Origin of the sequence: Paenarthrobacter sp. FR1 (assembly GCF_051106045.1) — a bacterium.
Taxonomy (GTDB): Bacteria; Actinomycetota; Actinomycetes; order Actinomycetales; family Micrococcaceae; genus Arthrobacter; species Arthrobacter nitroguajacolicus_A.
Genome location: NZ_JBPFSF010000001.1, coordinates 655,446 through 670,555, shown reverse-complemented (window position 1 = coordinate 670,555; position 15,110 = coordinate 655,446). Strand labels below are relative to the sequence as shown.

Here is a 15,110-nt window from a genome sequence, read left to right as displayed (position 1 = left end):
CCGGAACCACTGGTTCCGGGGATTTTTTGTGCCCAAAGGGTTCCGCTGGGGCCGAGGGGTGTGCGGCTACCACCCACTGTGATTCCGCAATCCGGGAGTCGCGCCGCAAACCACGGCCCGGGCCACCCCGCTCAGCGGCTCTCCGAGATTTTCCGGAGTTCCGCGATTTCGAGCCGCAGGGCAGCGATTTCCGTCACCAGGTCAGCCACCTCCGCACGCACAGGTTCCTCGGCGGCGGCTGCTTTCTCTCCGGCGGCCGCTGCGACGCCTTCGGCGTTCTCCTCGATTCGCTGAACGAGCCACGAAGCGATGGACGCCGTCACGATACCGAGAACGGCGATGCCACTCATCATGAGGGCTGCGGCGACGATCCTGCCGATGGGAGTCACCGGGTAGAGGTCTCCGTAGCCAACGGTGGTGATGGTGGTGACAGCCCACCAGGCAGCGTCACCGAAGGTCAGGATCTTGGCGTCAGGTGCGTTCTGCTCTACGTCCAGCACGGCGAGCGCGCCGATGAGGATGAGCATGGCCGCCGCGCCAGCAACGTAGGTGGCCACCCGTCCGCGGAGGGTTTCACCAACGGTGCGCTGCAGGACGGACAGGAGGGTCACCAGCCGCAGCAGCCGGAGTGGCCTGAAAAAGGGGAGCACCACGATCAGGAGTTCGTGGAGGTTCCACAGGAACCATCGCATCCGGTCTTCGGCCAGCCAGAGGTTCACGAAGTAGTCAAGCGCGAAGATGCCCCAGGTGATCCACAGGATTACCTCGAAGGGGATGGCCGCGGCCCCATCGACGCGACCGATAACCTGCCAGGCGTAGGCGGTGAGGAAAATCAGTGCCGTGGCCATGAGGGGCCACTCGACCAGGTCCCGGTATCGCGCTTGTGTCATACGGGAATACTAGCCACCGTGGGCAGTTGCTCCCGGGATCAACCCCATCAGGCTGCGGGGTCTCCAGCCAGTAACCATCCAAGTGGTGAATCAGCTGTCGCCCCAGCCCGCCCTTGAGCTGGATCCATAAGGTGCTGCGATCATCGGTCATGCCGTCGATGGTTCCCTCAATGCGGTTGCCGCGGGCATCCTGGAGGACGACGTCCTGCTGACGGGAGAGTTCAGGCCAGACTTCGCCGTGCGGCCTGGTGGTTTGCAGCGTGCTCAAAGGGGTCCCCCTTGTGTTCTTAGATCATGACGAGTTCCAGATATTGTGCACGTCTTTCATGAACCGGCGGTAAACGTTAGTGCAATCGTTGGACATACAGCGGGCCATGGTCTAGGACTTGGTCCACCATCCGGTCCGCATATTCCCAGCAAAGTTACCGGCGGGTAACATTGCTGGCATGCATCTGCTTCTCCGCACCCTCATGCTGCTGTTCACCTCCTCCAAGCGTTCGCTGCTGGGCGTTTGGGAAGAGTCGTCCCTGCCCCTGCGCGTACTGCCCACCGATATCGACATTGCCATGCACGTGAACAACGGCATGTACTTCTCCCTGATGGACCTGGGACGTTTCGACCTCATGGTCCGCAGCGGGATCTGGGCCAGAATGCGCAAACGGGGTTGGAGCCCGGTAGCGGCAGGGGAGACCATAGCTTTCCGCAAGTCCCTGCAGTTGTGGCAGCGCTACACCATCGAGACGCGGATCATTGGGCTGGACACCAAGGCCATCTACTTTGAACAGCGCATGGTGGTGGACGGCGAGATCTACGCCCGAGCCCACATCGCCACGCGACTGGTCAGCAAGGGCAAACCCGTGACGCAAGAAGAAATCATCGCAGAATTCGGGGCACCCCCAGCAGACCTTGTACTGCCGGAGTGGATCCACGAGTGGCGCGAAAACAATGCCCTTCCCGGAGCGCGTCGCCCCGCCCCGCACGTCTGGAGCTAGACCCCCACGTCGCGTCGTTGCAGTGCCACCGCACCAAGGGCGATGAGTGCTGCCGAAATTCCGTAGAGTCCGGCAGCAGCACCCCAGTCGGCGCCGTTGGCCACCGGTGAGTTGCCATAAGCCCAGTGGTAAGGCGAAAGGTTCAGCAGCCACTCGACGTCGGGACTCTGCCGCCCCACAGCATTGAACACGTAGCCCAGGACAGCGACGGCGGCACCGGCCGCGACCGCGTAGACCTTTCGTCCGGTCAGCGCGCCGGCGCACAGGGCAGCAGTGCCGCTCAGCAGCGCCAAGGCAGCGAACAGCAGGACCGCTCCGACAAGATGCCCGACGTCGATGCCCAGTTCCGCTGGACCGTTCAGCAGGAGCACCAAGACGAAGACGAGCACTGAGAGAAAAGCGACCCGGACAATGATCGCCAAGGCACGCTCCACCACCACTTGCACCCGCGTCACGCTGTGGGCGAGCGTTAGTTCCAGCAGCCCTGATTCCTCGTCTCCGCCCACGGCAGCGGCACCCCATCCCACTGAGGCCATGGACATCAGGAGGAAGCCGACCAAACCGAACAGCGTGGCCTGCGTGTAGCCGGGCCCTGTGGCGATCTGGTCGTAGTTCAGGGCCTTGGTCATTTCCGGGGGCAAAGCGTTGATCAGGTCCTGCATTTGCGAGTTTCCGCCGATGGACGGATACAACGGCAAATAGAGCATGATGGCTGCTGTCAGTCCCAAGGCCCACGCAAGCGTGGAACGCCACGAATCCGTCAGGGCCTTGATGAAAAGTGGCAGGATCCTAGGCACGGTGGGCTCCTTCCGAGTGGGCGGCCCGTCGCTGGCTGCCATTGGCCGGTTGGTCTGGAGTGCTGCCTGTGTAGAGCGTCAGCACAGCCTCCTCCAGGTCCGGTTCCTCGAGGACCAGGTCCGTGAGGTCCAGTCGCGCCAGTGCCTGGACCAGCGGTTGCACCTTGCCCGAAAGAGTTGCCGTGGCTTCCACGGTGCCCGTAGCGTGACCGTCAGCCGGCAGTTCCCGTACCGCCACGTTGGCGACTCCCGGCACCCTGGCCAGCAGTGCGCCGACGTCGTTCGCTGCTGTTCCGGTGCTGTTGAAGCGAAGCTGCCGGACGGCCGCCGTCCTGAGCTTCTCCACGGTGGAAACGGTGATGATCTCGCCGTCGCGGAGAATCGCGACGGCGTCGGCGGCCTGCTGGACTTCGCTGAGTACATGCGAGCTGAGGAACACCGTAGCGCCATGGTCCACCGCCTCGCGGACCATGGAATGGAACACCTGCTGCACCAAGGGATCCAGTCCGCTGGTGGGCTCGTCCAGCACCAGGAGTTCGGGGCGGTGCATGAACGCCTGCAGGAGTCCCAGCTTTTGTTTGTTGCCCTTGGAGAGCTTGCGGGTTTGCCGGTCCAGGTCCAGGTTGAGCCGCTCGGCCAGCTCATTGACGTGGCGCGGCTCAACGGGGCCGCTGATGGCGGCGAAGTGTTCCAGCATGCGACGGCCGGTGGTCCTGTTCTCCAGTTGGAGCTCACCGGGAAGGTAGCCGATCCTGCGGCGCAGTGCGGTTCCTGCCCGCTGCGGGTTCTGGCCAAGGACTGAGATTGTTCCTGCACTGGGCCGGATGATGTCCAGGAGGCAGCGCATGGTGGTGGTCTTGCCCGCGCCGTTCGGCCCGATGACTCCGAACACCGTTCCGCGTTCAACCGCGAAGTCGACTCCGTGAAGGACTTCCCGGGTTCCGAACTTCTTGCGCAAACCCTCGACGACGATTGCCTGGGTCACGGGGCATGCTCCCTTCCTGCGTTGGTAGTGGTCTCAAGGAGGACGCCGCGGGCCGCATCAAGGAACCGCGAGTCTGTGTAAAAGCCGTTGGTATAGATGTCGAGGGCCGGCAGCGTCAGCTGCCGCAACAGGTCCGGCCCGATGCCATGGGGCTCCGGCGATTCGGTGCCCAGGGCCCGGGAGAGGTGTCTGCCCAGCATGAGCATGGACAGGCTGTTGGACGCGATGACCACCGCCGTGGCGCGGAGGTCCTGGACCTGGCGGATTGCGCCGGCCTCGATTCCCGTCCGGATGATGTCCTGGGTCTGCCTGACCACGGCGTCGAAGAAGGCGTCGCCGGCTTGGGACTCATCACCCAAGGACCGGCGAATGTAGGCGATCTCGTCGGAGTATTGGTCGGGATGGTTCAGATAGTCCTGGATCAACTCCCGTGTGGAGCCGGGATCGGTTTTCTCACGGCCCTGGGTGGCTGTCTGGGACAGGACGTGCTCATCGCAGGCTTCGCGTAGCGCCGCCTTGCTGCCGAAATGGTGGATGACCAATCCGGGACTGACTCCGGCAGCGGAAGCGACGGCGCGGACTGTGGCGCGGGAGAAGCCATCGCGGCCGAAAAGTCCGATGGCGGCGTCGCGGATGCGGGCCCGAGTGGTTAAATCGTCTGCGCCTGAACGCATGTTTAATAGGCTAAACACCTGTTCAGTCCACATCAAGAGTGCCGGATATAACGATGTGGCACGCATTGGTTGCGTCGCGCTGCGCGGAGCCCCGAAGTCGAAGATACTGGCTTCACTGTTTTCATGTGGGGGAGCAGTTTGGGGTATGCCCGTAGTTTGAGGGGTTTGAGAAGTGAGAAGTGCAACGTCGGCGTTTAAACGCTGGTTCTTCGGGTCAGTGGCAGCGGTGATGCTTGTTCCGGGTTCCTTGGGAACGTCGCCCCTGGGAATGGCGTCCCCTGCACAGGCCACCCCTCATTCCGCAGCACCCCTGGCTGTTCAGGCCCAGACGTCAACGCCGCCCCTCACGGGTGCCATCGGCAACTTATATAACACCAGTGCATGGGCACGCAGTGTGCTGCTGCAGCCAACTGCCGCGGAAGAATGCACAGGCAGCGGAAGCACAAGCGGCTGCGTGCAGCGGTTCGCAGGCGGCGACATCGCGTGGTCGGCCCGCACCGGAGCCCGTGTGGTGGTCAACGGGCCGGTCCGGACGTCGTGGGGCAACGCCGGCGGTCCCGCCGGCTTCCACGGGTACCCCACTACCCATACCGTTACGGGACTCCGCAATGGCGGTTCCAAGCAATCCTTCGAACGCGGAGCCATCACGTATTCCCCGGCTACCGGCGCCCGGGGTACCAGTGGATCCATCCACCTGGCGTGGGGCCGCGCCGGCTTTGAAGGCGGCTTCCTTGGCTACCCTGTCACCGGCGAAAGCACGGGACTGCGCGACGGCGGCGCCTGGCAAGCCTTCGAACGCGGCTTCGTGGTGTGGTCGCCCGCCACCGGTGCGCATCCCTCCATGGGCGCCATCCGGGAACGGTGGCGGCAATCCGGGATGGAAGAGGGTGAGCTCGGCTATCCGTCCACGGACGAAGCTACAGGACTGCGCAGCGGTGGCTCGTCCCAGCAGTACCAACGGGGCACCATCATCTGGTCACCCTCCACCGGGGCACGTGCCCTGACGGGGGCCATCCGCAGTTACTGGTCTTCAACGGGGGCCCAAAACGGCGCCCTTGGGTATCCGGTCAGCGAGGAACACCGGCAAAACAATTTCGTCTACCAGCTCTTCCAGGGCGGGACCGTCTACTGGTCCGCAGCCACCGGTGCGCACTCCACCACGCACGGGGATGTCCACAACCGCTATGTGTCGCTGGGCGGGGCCGCCGGGCAGTTGGGGTTGCCGCTTACGGACAAGCTTCCGCGGGCCGGCGGCTTGGTCCAGCAGTTCACCAACGGCTGGCTCGTGTGGGGGCCGTCCACTGGAGCCCGGATTGTGGGACACCCCACCTACAAGGTGTGGTCCGTCAATCCGGGCGAATTTGGCTGGCCGGTCAAGGACACCTGGTCGGATTCCAGGGGAACCCACGTGGCCTTCCAGAAACTGGAAACCATCTGGAGCGATGCCACGCAGGAGCTCTACTCTGCCGAAGCGGTTGATGCCTCTACCGTGGTTTTCCTTGGTGACTCGCAACTGGACATGGATTCATGGGGCGAGCAGGGTGCCCGCGCAGCCGGCTACCCCCGTCAAGTGGTCCGCAGCATAGGCGGCATCGGCTACGTCTCGGGAAGTCCGGCCGTTGGTGGAAGCTCGGCGACGGATGCTGTAGTGCTGGACCGTATCCTCCTTCCGCAGGGCAATCCCGGACTGGTAGTGGTCACACTGGGCGGAAACGACGCCCGCATCATGGCCACCGACGCCGCCATCCTGTCCCAGGCCAACCGGCTCTGGGACGAATTGCGCCGGAAGTATCCGCGCAGCACCATCCTCATCAACGGAGTCCTTTCACGGTACGACGCCAGCCACGCCCAGCGCCGTTGGGTGGATGGCCTGGTAACCCGGGAAGCCGCCGTCCGTGGCTTGCCGCGCATCTCGATGTCCGGCACAGCCACCATCGCCGGCGCGGCGGGTAACTACCTCGATGACGCCCACATGAACCAGACCGGGCACAACAAGGTGGCGCCGCTCTACGCGTCCGCGATCAAGTACGTCCTGGGCAAGTAGCCGTTTATTCCCGGTGACGCGGGAAGCGAACAGGCCACCCTTCCACGGGACATCGCAAGCAGCGTCGCGTACCGTGGAACCATGGCTACAGTTGACATCACTGGAGAACAGTTCGCATCGACCATTGAGGACAATGACATTGTCCTGGTGGATTTCTGGGCTGCCTGGTGCAGCCCGTGCCGCCAGTTCGCCCCCACCTACGGGGCAGCTTCGGAGAAGCACTCCGACGTTGTCTTCGCGAAGGTGGACACCGAGGCAGAGCAGCAGCTCGCCGCCGAAGCCGGCATCACGTCCATCCCCACGCTCATGGCTTTCCGCGAAAAGGTCCTCGTCTTCTCCCAGCCGGGCGCCCTCAACGGCCCGCAGCTTGAGCAGGTCATCGAGGCCGTGAAGGGCTTGGACATGGAAGAGGTCCACGCCCACGTTGCCAAGGCCCGTGCCGAGGCACAGGAAAACTAGATCCCACTCGGCGAAATCGCCGGAACGCACCGAGGTCGCCGGAAAATTCCGGCGACCTCGGTGCTTTAACGCGTTCTCGCAGTGTTGAGGCGTTTTCCTAGAGACGTTCCAGCTTGACTGGCTCGGCCAGCAGCGCGCTGAGGGACTCGTTCAGATCCTGGACGGCAATGCCCTTGGAGTGCTTCTCGAGCAGTTCCTCGGATTCCCAGCGCTCCGTGAGGACGAGCTTTTCCTCGTTGGCTTCGGTCAGTTCGTAGCGGATGCAGCCGGGCTCGTTGACGACCTCATCGATCGCGATTTCCAAAGCGAGCTTCACGCGGAAAAACTCTCCTTCGTTGGGGATGAACGTGGCCTGCAGGTCAATGGGTGCACTCATGGCTCCAACCCTACCGGCAGGACACGGCGCCGCTGGAGGTGGTTACGGTTCTGTTGCGCGCAGTCCCTTGGTAGCGTTCCGTCATGTTGTCCTACACTGCCGGAGACACTGACGTCCCGCTGCTCGAAGAGACCATCGGCGCCAATTTTGAGCGGATCGCCGCCCAGTTCCCGTTACGCGACGCACTGATTGAAGCGGCGCCCACCCCCGGCGGAGACGCCCGCCGCTGGAGCTACGAAAAACTGAACGACGACGTCAATCGCCTCGCCCGCGCATTGCTCGCCTTGGGCCTGGACAAGGGCGAACGGATCGGCATCTGGAGCCCTAACTGTGCCGAGTGGACCATCCTCCAATACGCCACCGCAAAGATCGGTGCGGTGCTGGTGAACGTGAATCCGGCCTACCGCAGCCACGAGCTGGAATTCGTGGTGAAACAGAACGGCATGCGGATGCTGGTGACCGCGCCGTCGGACAAGAACAGCGACTACGTCGGCATGGCCAGGGAAGCTGCTGGTATTTGTCCCGGACTCAAGGAAGTGGTTTTCCTTCCCGGCGAGCCGGCAACTGGACTCACCGCTGGCGTCCCCGAAGCCGGCCACGAACTAACGTACGCCGAGCTCCTGACCCGGGCGGACGGCGTCGGGCCTTCGGCGGTGCGCGACCGTATGGCCCAACTGGACCCGCACGACCCCATCAACCTGCAGTACACCTCAGGCACCACGGGCTTCCCGAAGGGAGCCACCCTGACGCACCACAACATCCTTAACAACGGGCACTCGATCGGCCGGCTGCTGGGCTATACCGAGCATGATCGCGTGGTTATTCCGGTGCCGTTCTACCACTGCTTTGGCATGGTGATCGGAAATCTGAACGCGCTGAGTTTCGGTGCCGCCACCATCATTCCGGGCCGGGGATTCAACCCTTCGGCTGCGTTGGAAGCCGTGCAGGACTTCGGCGGGACATCGCTGTACGGCGTGCCCACCATGTTCATCGCTGAGCTGGCCTTGGAGGACTTTGCATCCTACGACCTGTCGACGTTGAGGACCGGGGTCATGGCCGGCTCCCTGTGTCCCATCGAGGTCATGCGCCGCGTCATCGATGAGATGCACATGGTGGATGTGGCCATTTGCTACGGCATGACCGAGACCTCGCCGGTGTCCACCATGACGCGCGCCGGGGACACTTTGGGGCAGAGGACCAGCACAGTGGGCCGGACCATGCCGCACTTGCAGAGCCGGATCGTGGACCCAGGGACCGGGGAAGTGGTGGAGCGCGGCGTCATCGGAGAGCTCTGCACCCGCGGTTACGCAGTGATGCAGGGTTATTGGGGTCAGCCGGACAAGACCGCGGAGGCGATCGATGCCGAAGGCTGGATGCACACCGGAGACCTCGCCCGCATGGACCAGGACGGCTACCTGGTGATCGAGGGCCGCATCAAGGACATGGTGATCCGCGGCGGCGAGAACATCTACCCCCGCGAGATCGAAGAGTTCCTGTACCTCCATCCGGCGATCCAGGATGTCCAGGTGATCGGAGTGCCGGACGAGAAATACGGCGAGGAGCTCATGGCCTGCATCATCCTCAAACCCGGTGCGGACACCATCACCGTGGAGGACATTGCCGAATACTGCCGGGGCAAGCTGGCCCATTACAAGATTCCGCGCTACATCGATGTCCGTGAGAGTTTTCCCATGACGGTGTCCGGCAAGGTCCGGAAGGTGGACATGAGGCAGGAGGCGGTGTCCCGCCTTCATCTGTAGTTAGTTGGTGTTCCGGCTGATGGTCCGGATTCCCACCACAAGCCCGACGGCGGCAGTCACCACTGCGGCCACGAGTCCCCATACTGTGTCCATGCCAATGCGTCCGGCGAACAACTCCCGCTCGGCGTTGACAAGGTACGTCAGGGGGTTGAACAGGCTGGCCACCTTCATCCACCCTGGACCGGCTTCGATGGGCAACATGATGCCGGAGAGGATCATCAGCGGGAACAGCAGGGTTTGCTGCACGCCCCAGAAGATCCATTCCTTGTTTTGCGAGACCAGGGCCAAAGCGTAGGACAGCGCGCCCAGCCCGATGCCGAAGATGCCCAGGATGACCAACCCCAGGAGCACATGCAGCGGATGGAACACGAAGCCGAACGGGATGCACACCACGGAGATCAACAGGCCCTGCACCACCAGGGGAGCCCACTCCTTCAGTGCACGGCCAATCATGAGCGATGAACGGGACAGCGGGGTGGCCAGGATCCGCTCGTAGGAACCCGTCATCAGTTCGTATTGCAGGTTGGAACCGGTCATCGACGTGCCGAACAGCGCGATCATCACCACCACGCCAGGCAGGAACCACTGCAGCGTTGACTGGCCGCCGAACGCCGGAGCACCCACCGCCGAGCCCAGCAAAGGACCGAATAACCCGAGGAATACCAACGGTTGGATGAGGGAGAAAATCAGCGAGAACGGGTCCCGTAATGGCAGCAGCATCTCGCGCCAGAACACGAACCACGTGTCCGTCACAAGGCTCCGGGGCCCGCGTTGTTGGATGGCCACACCCGGGGTTACGGCTTGCTCGATCATCAGACTTCAGCTCCTTCCCGCAGGCTGCGGCCGGTCAGTTCCAGGAAAACGTCGTCCAGCGTTGGCGGTTTGAGTTCCAGAGACTGGGCGGGAGCACCGGCGTCGTGCATTTCCTTCAGCAGTCCCGGTGCGAGTTGGGCGCCCTGCGCCAACCGAAGGCGGAATCGGACCACGCCGTCGTAGGCGTTCTCCTGGATGTCGCCCTCGGCGGCAGCCCTTCCCAGCAGGCCACGTACCTCGGACGCTGAGCCCGCGGCAACCTCCACGGCGAGGAGATCCCCGGCGAGGTTCGCTTTGAGCCGGGAGGCGGTGTCGTCCGCGATGATGGTGCCGTGGTCGATCACGATCACGCGTTCGGACATGGAGTCGGCCTCGTCCATGTAATGCGTGGTCAGCACGATGGTGGTCCCGTGTTCTTCACGCATCCGCATGATGTGCTCCCAGAGGTTGGCGCGGTTTTGGGGGTCCATGCCAGTGGACGGTTCATCCAGGAACAGCAAACCGGGGGAGTGCATCAACCCCAGGGCCACATCCATGCGCCGCCGCTGCCCACCGGAGAGCTTGATGACCGTCCGCTTGGCGAGGTCGCCCAGGTCCAGGGAGGCCATGAGAGTCTCTGCCCGCGCCTTGGCCTCGCTGGTGTTCATTCCGTAGAACCGGCCCTGCATGATGAGTTCGTCGATCACCCGGTAGCTGTGCCCGCCGCCGTTGCCCTGGCCGATGTACCCGATGCGGGCACGGACGCCGGCGGGGTCCTTCTCGACATCGACTCCTGCCACCGTGGCCGAGCCCGACGTCGGTCTCAGCAAGGTGGTGAGCATGCGCAGCGTGGTGGACTTGCCGGCACCGTTAGGCCCCAGGAACGCGACGAGTTCGCCAGGGGCGACGTCGATGTCCACGCCCTTGACGGCTTCCACCGTTTCCTTCTTCACGGTGAACGTCTTGGTGAGTTTTTTGGTGTGGATCACGGTCACTCCAAGGACTCCATGGGCGGCTGGGGATGGCTGCTACGCGCCACGCTATACCCGGCAGTGGAGGGCAGTCCATGCCCTTGCGGACAGCTCCCGTCCGCGATGAAAACTCAGTGTCCGCGGTGATCCTGGACGGTCATCCTGGGCCCAAACGTGGGTTTGCGGAAGCCGCTCAAATACAGCATCCGTACCAGCCGCTGCCGTTGCCCACGCCATGGTTCCAGGAGGTGGAGCATGCCGGCGTCGTCGGTCTTTTCACCTGTCAGGGCATACCCCACATATGCCGCCAGATGATAGTCGCCCACGGAGATCGAGTCCGGGCAGCCATGCGTCCGTTGGACCACCTCCGCCGCGGACCAGATCCCAATGCCGGGAATGGTCTGCAGCTTGGCGGCGGCCTGAGCAGAGTCAAGGCCTGCCAGGCGTTCAAGCGCGACGGCGGACTGCAGCGCCCGCATAACGGTGGCCGAACGCTGTGGTCCCACTCCCGCCTTGTGCCACTCCCATGACGGAATGGCCAGCCACTGCCGGGCCGTGGGAGGAACAAGGAGGCCCGGGGGAGCCGACGCGCCGGGGGCCTTACTGCCGAAGCGATACATCAAGTATCGGTAGCCACGCCTGGCTTCCAGGGTGGTGACCTTTTGCTCCAAGATGGTGGGCACCAGGGAGTCAACCACCCGCCCCGTGGAAGGCAGCCGCACCGCCAGGTTCCGGCGTCGTGCTTCCGTGACCAGGCGCGGGAGCGTGGCATGGAAGGCGGGTTCATCAAAGCTGGACCAATCGTCGTCGGCTCCCAGCAGCCTGGGAACACCGGCCACGGCATCCTGCGCTCCGGGACCCCAAGCTTGGGCATCCACAAAGGAATCGGCCCCCACGCCACCTGCGGAAAGCCTCATGGTCACCGGTCCGGAGGCGGTGGTGAAGGCCATCCAGAAACCGCTGGAGTGCGACGCGAAGGACGGATCCGCGTTGCCGCGCATGAGCGGAAACATGGTCTGGTCCAGGCGGAAGGAGCTGCCAGGATGCCACCGAACGGCCGCATCTGCCGCAGCCGCCACAAGGGGCGGGGCGTCTGCGATGGTCATGCATTTATGGTCCCATGCCCGGCTGACAATCGTGCCCTGGAAGCCCTTACGGCCCGGTACCTCCACCGCTAGACTCCCTGATGTGGCGTGGGTGGCCGCGCCATATCTCAGGAACAAATCCAGGAAGCAAGGAGCGCCATCATGGCCGCAATAGTGCATTTCGAGATTCCTACGGACGACAAAGACCGGGCCAACACCTTCTATGAAAGTGCCTTCGGGTGGAACCTGAGCCCCATGCAGGGGATGGACTACACCATCGCCCTCACCGCCCCTTCCGACGAACAAACCGGCACCCCCAAGGAACCAGGGGCCATCAACGGAGCGCTGTTCCCACGTACCGACGCCCTGAAGACCCCCATCCTCACCATCGATGTGGAAGATATTGACGCCGCGCTGGGACAGATCGAGTCTGCCGGTGGCAGCGTGGTCCAGGCCAAGGACGCCGTACCCACCATGGGCTGGTACGCCTACTTCAAGGACACCGAGGGCAACGTTCTGGGTGTGTGGCAGAACGACACCTCCGCGGGCACCTAGGCCGCAGGCCCCTTCCTGGCTTGGCCCGGGCACCGGCGCCGGGTCAAGCCCTACTGCGGGCAGGCGGTAACTTTGTACCTATGAAGTACGCCCAGTCAGTGTTGGACCTCATCGGCAATACGCCGCTCATCAAGCTCAACCACGTAACGGACGGGATCAAAGCCACCGTCCTCGTGAAGCTCGAATACGTCAATCCCGGCGGTTCCATCAAGGACCGGATCGCCGTGAAGATGATTGAAGACGCGGAAAAGGACGGCCGGCTCAAGCCAGGCGGAACCATCGTTGAGCCGACATCAGGCAACACCGGCGTGGGACTGGCACTCGTGGCCCAGCAAAAGGGCTACAAGTGCGTTTTCGTCGTGCCGGACAAGGTGGGCGAGGACAAGCGCGCGGTGCTGAAGGCCTACGGCGCCGACGTTGTGGTGACCCCCACCGCTGTCGCGCCTGACAGCCCCCAGAGTTACTACGGCGTCTCCGACCGCCTCGTCAACGAGATCCCGGGCGCCTTCAAACCGGACCAGTTCTCCAACCCCGCCGCCCCCGGCAGCCACTTCGAATCCACGGGCCCGGAAATCTGGCGCGATACCGACGGCCGCGTCACGCACGTGGTCATCGGCGCCGGAACCGGCGGCACCATTACCGGCACAGGACGCTTCCTCAAGCAGGTCTCGGCGGACCGTGCGGAGTCCGACGGCGGCCCGGTCAAGATCATCGGCGCGGACCCGGCAGGCTCGGTCTACTCGGGCGGGACCGGCCGGCCCTACTTCGTGGAGGGCGTGGGCGAGGACATGTGGCCCGCCAACTACGATCCATCTGTGCCGGACGATGTCATCGCTGTTTCCGACGCCGACTCCTTCTCCATGACCCGCCGCCTGGCACGCGAAGAGGGCCTCTTGGTGGGCGGTTCCTCCGGCATGGCCGTGGTGGCCGCACTGCAGGTAGCAAAGGACCTGGACGAGTCCGCCGTGGTGGTGGTGATCCTTCCGGATTCCGGCCGCGGCTACCTGGCCAAGATCTTCAACGACCAGTGGATGCGTTCCTACGGCTTCCTTTCCGGCGGCGAAGAGTCCTCCGTTGGCGAGGTCCTCAAGTCCAAGACCGGCGAAATGCCGGACCTGGTCCACATCCACCCCAACGAGTCCGTCCGCGACGTCATCAACATCATGAACGAGTTCGGTGTGTCCCACATCCCCGTCCTCTCACAGGAGCCTCCCGTGGTGATGGGCGAGGTCCTTGGAGCCGTGGACGAGCGCAGCCTCACCACCAAACTGTTCCGCGGCGAAGCGAAGCTCACGGACAAGATCGCCGAACACATGGGTGAGCGCTTGCCCGTGATCGGCTCACTGGAAACCATTTCCGCCGCGCGTGAGCTGCTGTCCGACGTCGATACCGTCATGGTGACCTTCGTGGGAGCACCCGTGGGAATCCTGACCCGCCACGACCTCCTTGCCTACCTGAGCAACTAGGCGCCTTGCGCCTGATCCACCCGTTGAACGAACACAGAGGAGCATCCATGTCTGCCACCAACAACGCCGGGTTCAACACGCGCGCCGTCCACGCCGGGCAAGCCTTCGAGCCGCGGACCGGTGCCGTGGTGCCGCCGCTGCACTTCAGCTCCACCTATGCGCAGGACGGGATCGGCAACCTGCGTTCCGGCTACGAGTACGGCCGTGGCGGCAACCCCACCCGTGACGCCCTGCAGGAACAACTGGCGGCCCTTGAGGGTGGAACGGCTGCGTTCTCCTTCGGCTCGGGCCTGGCTGCCGAGGATTCCCTGATTCGTGCGATCGCCCGCCCCGGAGACCACATCGTCCTGGGTAACGACGCCTACGGTGGCACCTACCGACTGATCAACCGCGTGCTCGGCGACTGGGGCATCGGCAACACGCCTGTGGACATGGCCGACCTCGACGCCGTAGCGGCCGCCGTAGCCGCGAACAAGACCCGGCTGGTGTGGGTGGAGACGCCGTCCAACCCGATGATGAAGATCACCGACATCGAGGCGCTCGCCGCTGTAGCGCACGACGCCGGTGCCCTCCTGGTGGTGGACAACACCTTCGCGTCTCCCTACTTGCAGACGCCGCTCGCCTTGGGTGCCGACGTCGTGGTCCACTCGACAACCAAGTACATTGGCGGGCATTCCGACGTTGTGGGCGGCGCAATTGTGGTCAAGGACGCCGGGCTCGCAGAGAAAATCGGGTTCATCCAGTTCGCCGTGGGCGCCGTCTCCGGCCCGATGGATGCCTTCCTGACCACCCGTGGCTTGAAGACCTTGGGAGTCCGCATGGACCGCCACAGCGAGAATGGCCAAGCCGTGGCTGAATGGCTGCTGCAGCGCCCCGAAGTTGAGGCTGTGCTGTACCCGGGCCTCCCGGACCACCCCGGCCACGACCTCGCTGCCAAGCAGATGAAGAAGTTCGGCGGCATGGTGTCCGTGCAGTTCAAGGGTGGCGAGGCTGCAGCTCGGACGGTCGCCGAATCCACCTCGGTGTTCACGCTCGCGGAATCCCTGGGCGGCATCGAATCCCTGATGAACTATCCCTCCGAGATGACGCACGCTTCGGTGAAAGGCACCGAGCTGGCTGTCCCGGTCAACCTCCTGCGCCTTTCCTGCGGCATTGAAGAAGCCGAGGACCTGATCGCCGACCTGGAGCAGGCCTTCGCCAAGATCAGCTAGGACCCACTCATCCGGCTCTTGCTCGCACACCACACCGTTCCGCGGCGATGGAG

The 15,110-nt window shown here is 63.9% G+C and carries 15 protein-coding genes; 7 read left to right on the top strand and 8 right to left on the bottom strand.

The window, feature by feature from the left end:
* Positions 1-131: 131 nt before the first annotated feature.
* Positions 132-890, bottom strand: coding sequence for a potassium channel family protein (locus ACR30Z_RS03145; protein ID WP_144648678.1), 759 nt, complete (start codon positions 888-890; stop codon positions 132-134).
* A 446-nt stretch (positions 891-1,336) separates the two neighbouring features.
* Here ACR30Z_RS03145 and ACR30Z_RS03140 point away from each other — a divergent pair, with 446 nt between their 5' ends.
* On the top strand, positions 1,337-1,882 hold the full coding sequence (locus tag ACR30Z_RS03140; RefSeq protein WP_434371180.1) for an acyl-CoA thioesterase: 546 nt from the start codon (positions 1,337-1,339) through the stop codon (positions 1,880-1,882).
* Here the strand turns inward: ACR30Z_RS03140 and ACR30Z_RS03135 are convergent.
* Genes ACR30Z_RS03135 through ACR30Z_RS03125 form a run of 3 tightly spaced genes read right to left on the bottom strand, consistent with a single transcriptional unit; the run spans position 1,879 to position 4,338 of the window.
* Positions 1,879-2,679, bottom strand: a complete 801-nt coding sequence (locus ACR30Z_RS03135; RefSeq protein ID WP_144648675.1) for an ABC transporter permease subunit — start codon at positions 2,677-2,679, stop codon at positions 1,879-1,881. The two genes, ACR30Z_RS03140 and ACR30Z_RS03135, sit on opposite strands and share 4 nt — an antisense overlap.
* Positions 2,672-3,664 (bottom strand): ABC transporter ATP-binding protein, encoded by a 993-nt coding sequence (locus ACR30Z_RS03130; RefSeq protein WP_434371179.1) that lies wholly within the window; start codon positions 3,662-3,664, stop codon positions 2,672-2,674. Before ACR30Z_RS03130 ends, ACR30Z_RS03135 begins: the two co-directional genes overlap by 8 nt.
* The gene (locus ACR30Z_RS03125) at positions 3,661-4,338 is read right to left on the bottom strand and encodes a TetR/AcrR family transcriptional regulator (protein ID WP_434371178.1); all 678 of its coding nucleotides are present in this window, start codon (positions 4,336-4,338) and stop codon (positions 3,661-3,663) included. The genes ACR30Z_RS03130 and ACR30Z_RS03125 overlap by 4 nt, the downstream gene beginning before the upstream one ends.
* 172 nt (positions 4,339-4,510) lie before the next feature.
* Here ACR30Z_RS03125 and ACR30Z_RS03120 point away from each other — a divergent pair, with 172 nt between their 5' ends.
* Both ACR30Z_RS03120 and ACR30Z_RS03115 read left to right on the top strand, forming a co-directional pair.
* Positions 4,511-6,382 carry a GDSL-type esterase/lipase family protein gene (locus ACR30Z_RS03120; protein WP_434371177.1) on the top strand — a complete coding sequence of 624 codons (1,872 nt, stop codon included), beginning with the start codon at positions 4,511-4,513 and terminating at the stop codon, positions 6,380-6,382.
* 81 nt (positions 6,383-6,463) lie between these two features.
* Positions 6,464-6,841 (top strand): thioredoxin family protein, encoded by a 378-nt coding sequence (locus tag ACR30Z_RS03115; RefSeq protein WP_144648671.1) that lies wholly within the window; start codon positions 6,464-6,466, stop codon positions 6,839-6,841.
* Positions 6,842-6,938: 97 nt separating this feature from the next.
* On the opposite strand, the gene ACR30Z_RS03110 is transcribed toward ACR30Z_RS03115, so the two are convergent.
* Complete coding sequence (locus ACR30Z_RS03110; protein WP_434371176.1) at positions 6,939-7,217, bottom strand: putative quinol monooxygenase; 279 nt, start codon at positions 7,215-7,217, stop codon at positions 6,939-6,941.
* An 83-nt stretch (positions 7,218-7,300) separates the two neighbouring features.
* Between ACR30Z_RS03110 and ACR30Z_RS03105 the strand changes: the two genes are divergently transcribed.
* Positions 7,301-8,977 (top strand): AMP-binding protein, encoded by a 1,677-nt coding sequence (locus ACR30Z_RS03105; protein WP_434371175.1) that lies wholly within the window; start codon positions 7,301-7,303, stop codon positions 8,975-8,977.
* Here the strand turns inward: ACR30Z_RS03105 and ACR30Z_RS03100 are convergent, their stop codons facing one another.
* The 3 genes from ACR30Z_RS03100 to ACR30Z_RS03090 form a co-directional block, all read right to left on the bottom strand.
* Positions 8,978-9,790: an ABC transporter permease gene (locus ACR30Z_RS03100; protein WP_434371174.1), complete on the bottom strand. Its 813-nt coding sequence runs from the start codon at positions 9,788-9,790 to the stop codon at positions 8,978-8,980. It abuts the gene before it with no gap.
* Complete coding sequence (locus tag ACR30Z_RS03095; protein WP_434371173.1) at positions 9,790-10,758, bottom strand: ATP-binding cassette domain-containing protein; 969 nt, start codon at positions 10,756-10,758, stop codon at positions 9,790-9,792. Before ACR30Z_RS03095 ends, ACR30Z_RS03100 begins: the two co-directional genes overlap by 1 nt.
* A gap of 113 nt (positions 10,759-10,871) precedes the next feature.
* On the bottom strand, positions 10,872-11,846 hold the full coding sequence (locus ACR30Z_RS03090; RefSeq protein ID WP_144648667.1) for a DNA-3-methyladenine glycosylase family protein: 975 nt from the start codon (positions 11,844-11,846) through the stop codon (positions 10,872-10,874).
* A 141-nt stretch (positions 11,847-11,987) separates the two neighbouring features.
* Here ACR30Z_RS03090 and ACR30Z_RS03085 point away from each other — a divergent pair, with 141 nt between their 5' ends.
* The 3 genes from ACR30Z_RS03085 to ACR30Z_RS03075 all read left to right on the top strand — a co-directional run bounded on the left by ACR30Z_RS03085 (position 11,988) and on the right by ACR30Z_RS03075 (position 15,057).
* Positions 11,988-12,380 carry a VOC family protein gene (locus ACR30Z_RS03085; RefSeq protein ID WP_144648666.1) on the top strand — a complete coding sequence of 131 codons (393 nt, stop codon included), beginning with the start codon at positions 11,988-11,990 and terminating at the stop codon, positions 12,378-12,380.
* A gap of 80 nt (positions 12,381-12,460) precedes the next feature.
* Positions 12,461-13,846 carry a cystathionine beta-synthase gene (locus ACR30Z_RS03080; protein WP_144648665.1) on the top strand — a complete coding sequence of 462 codons (1,386 nt, stop codon included), beginning with the start codon at positions 12,461-12,463 and terminating at the stop codon, positions 13,844-13,846.
* A gap of 47 nt (positions 13,847-13,893) precedes the next feature.
* The gene (locus tag ACR30Z_RS03075) at positions 13,894-15,057 is read left to right on the top strand and encodes a cystathionine gamma-synthase (RefSeq protein ID WP_144648664.1); all 1,164 of its coding nucleotides are present in this window, start codon (positions 13,894-13,896) and stop codon (positions 15,055-15,057) included.
* The last annotated feature ends 53 nt before the right edge of the window (positions 15,058-15,110 follow it).

What these genes read in the sequence shown, in the direction of transcription:
- ACR30Z_RS03085 (WP_144648666.1), top strand. Translation starts at nt 11,988, where the DNA reads ATGGCCGCAATAGTGCATTTCGAGATTCCTACGGACGACAAAGACCGG.
- ACR30Z_RS03115 (WP_144648671.1), top strand. Translation starts at nt 6,464, where the DNA reads ATGGCTACAGTTGACATCACTGGAGAACAGTTCGCATCGACCATTGAG.
- ACR30Z_RS03080 (WP_144648665.1), top strand. Translation starts at nt 12,461, where the DNA reads ATGAAGTACGCCCAGTCAGTGTTGGACCTCATCGGCAATACGCCGCTC.
- ACR30Z_RS03105 (WP_434371175.1), top strand. Translation starts at nt 7,301, where the DNA reads ATGTTGTCCTACACTGCCGGAGACACTGACGTCCCGCTGCTCGAAGAG.
- ACR30Z_RS03100 (WP_434371174.1), bottom strand. Translation starts at nt 9,790, where the DNA reads ATGATCGAGCAAGCCGTAACCCCGGGTGTGGCCATCCAACAACGCGGG.
- ACR30Z_RS03090 (WP_144648667.1), bottom strand. Translation starts at nt 11,846, where the DNA reads ATGACCATCGCAGACGCCCCGCCCCTTGTGGCGGCTGCGGCAGATGCG.
- ACR30Z_RS03125 (WP_434371178.1), bottom strand. Translation starts at nt 4,338, where the DNA reads ATGCGTTCAGGCGCAGACGATTTAACCACTCGGGCCCGCATCCGCGAC.
- ACR30Z_RS03145 (WP_144648678.1), bottom strand. Translation starts at nt 890, where the DNA reads ATGACACAAGCGCGATACCGGGACCTGGTCGAGTGGCCCCTCATGGCC.
- ACR30Z_RS03075 (WP_144648664.1), top strand. Translation starts at nt 13,894, where the DNA reads ATGTCTGCCACCAACAACGCCGGGTTCAACACGCGCGCCGTCCACGCC.
- ACR30Z_RS03140 (WP_434371180.1), top strand. Translation starts at nt 1,337, where the DNA reads ATGCATCTGCTTCTCCGCACCCTCATGCTGCTGTTCACCTCCTCCAAG.
- ACR30Z_RS03110 (WP_434371176.1), bottom strand. Translation starts at nt 7,217, where the DNA reads ATGAGTGCACCCATTGACCTGCAGGCCACGTTCATCCCCAACGAAGGA.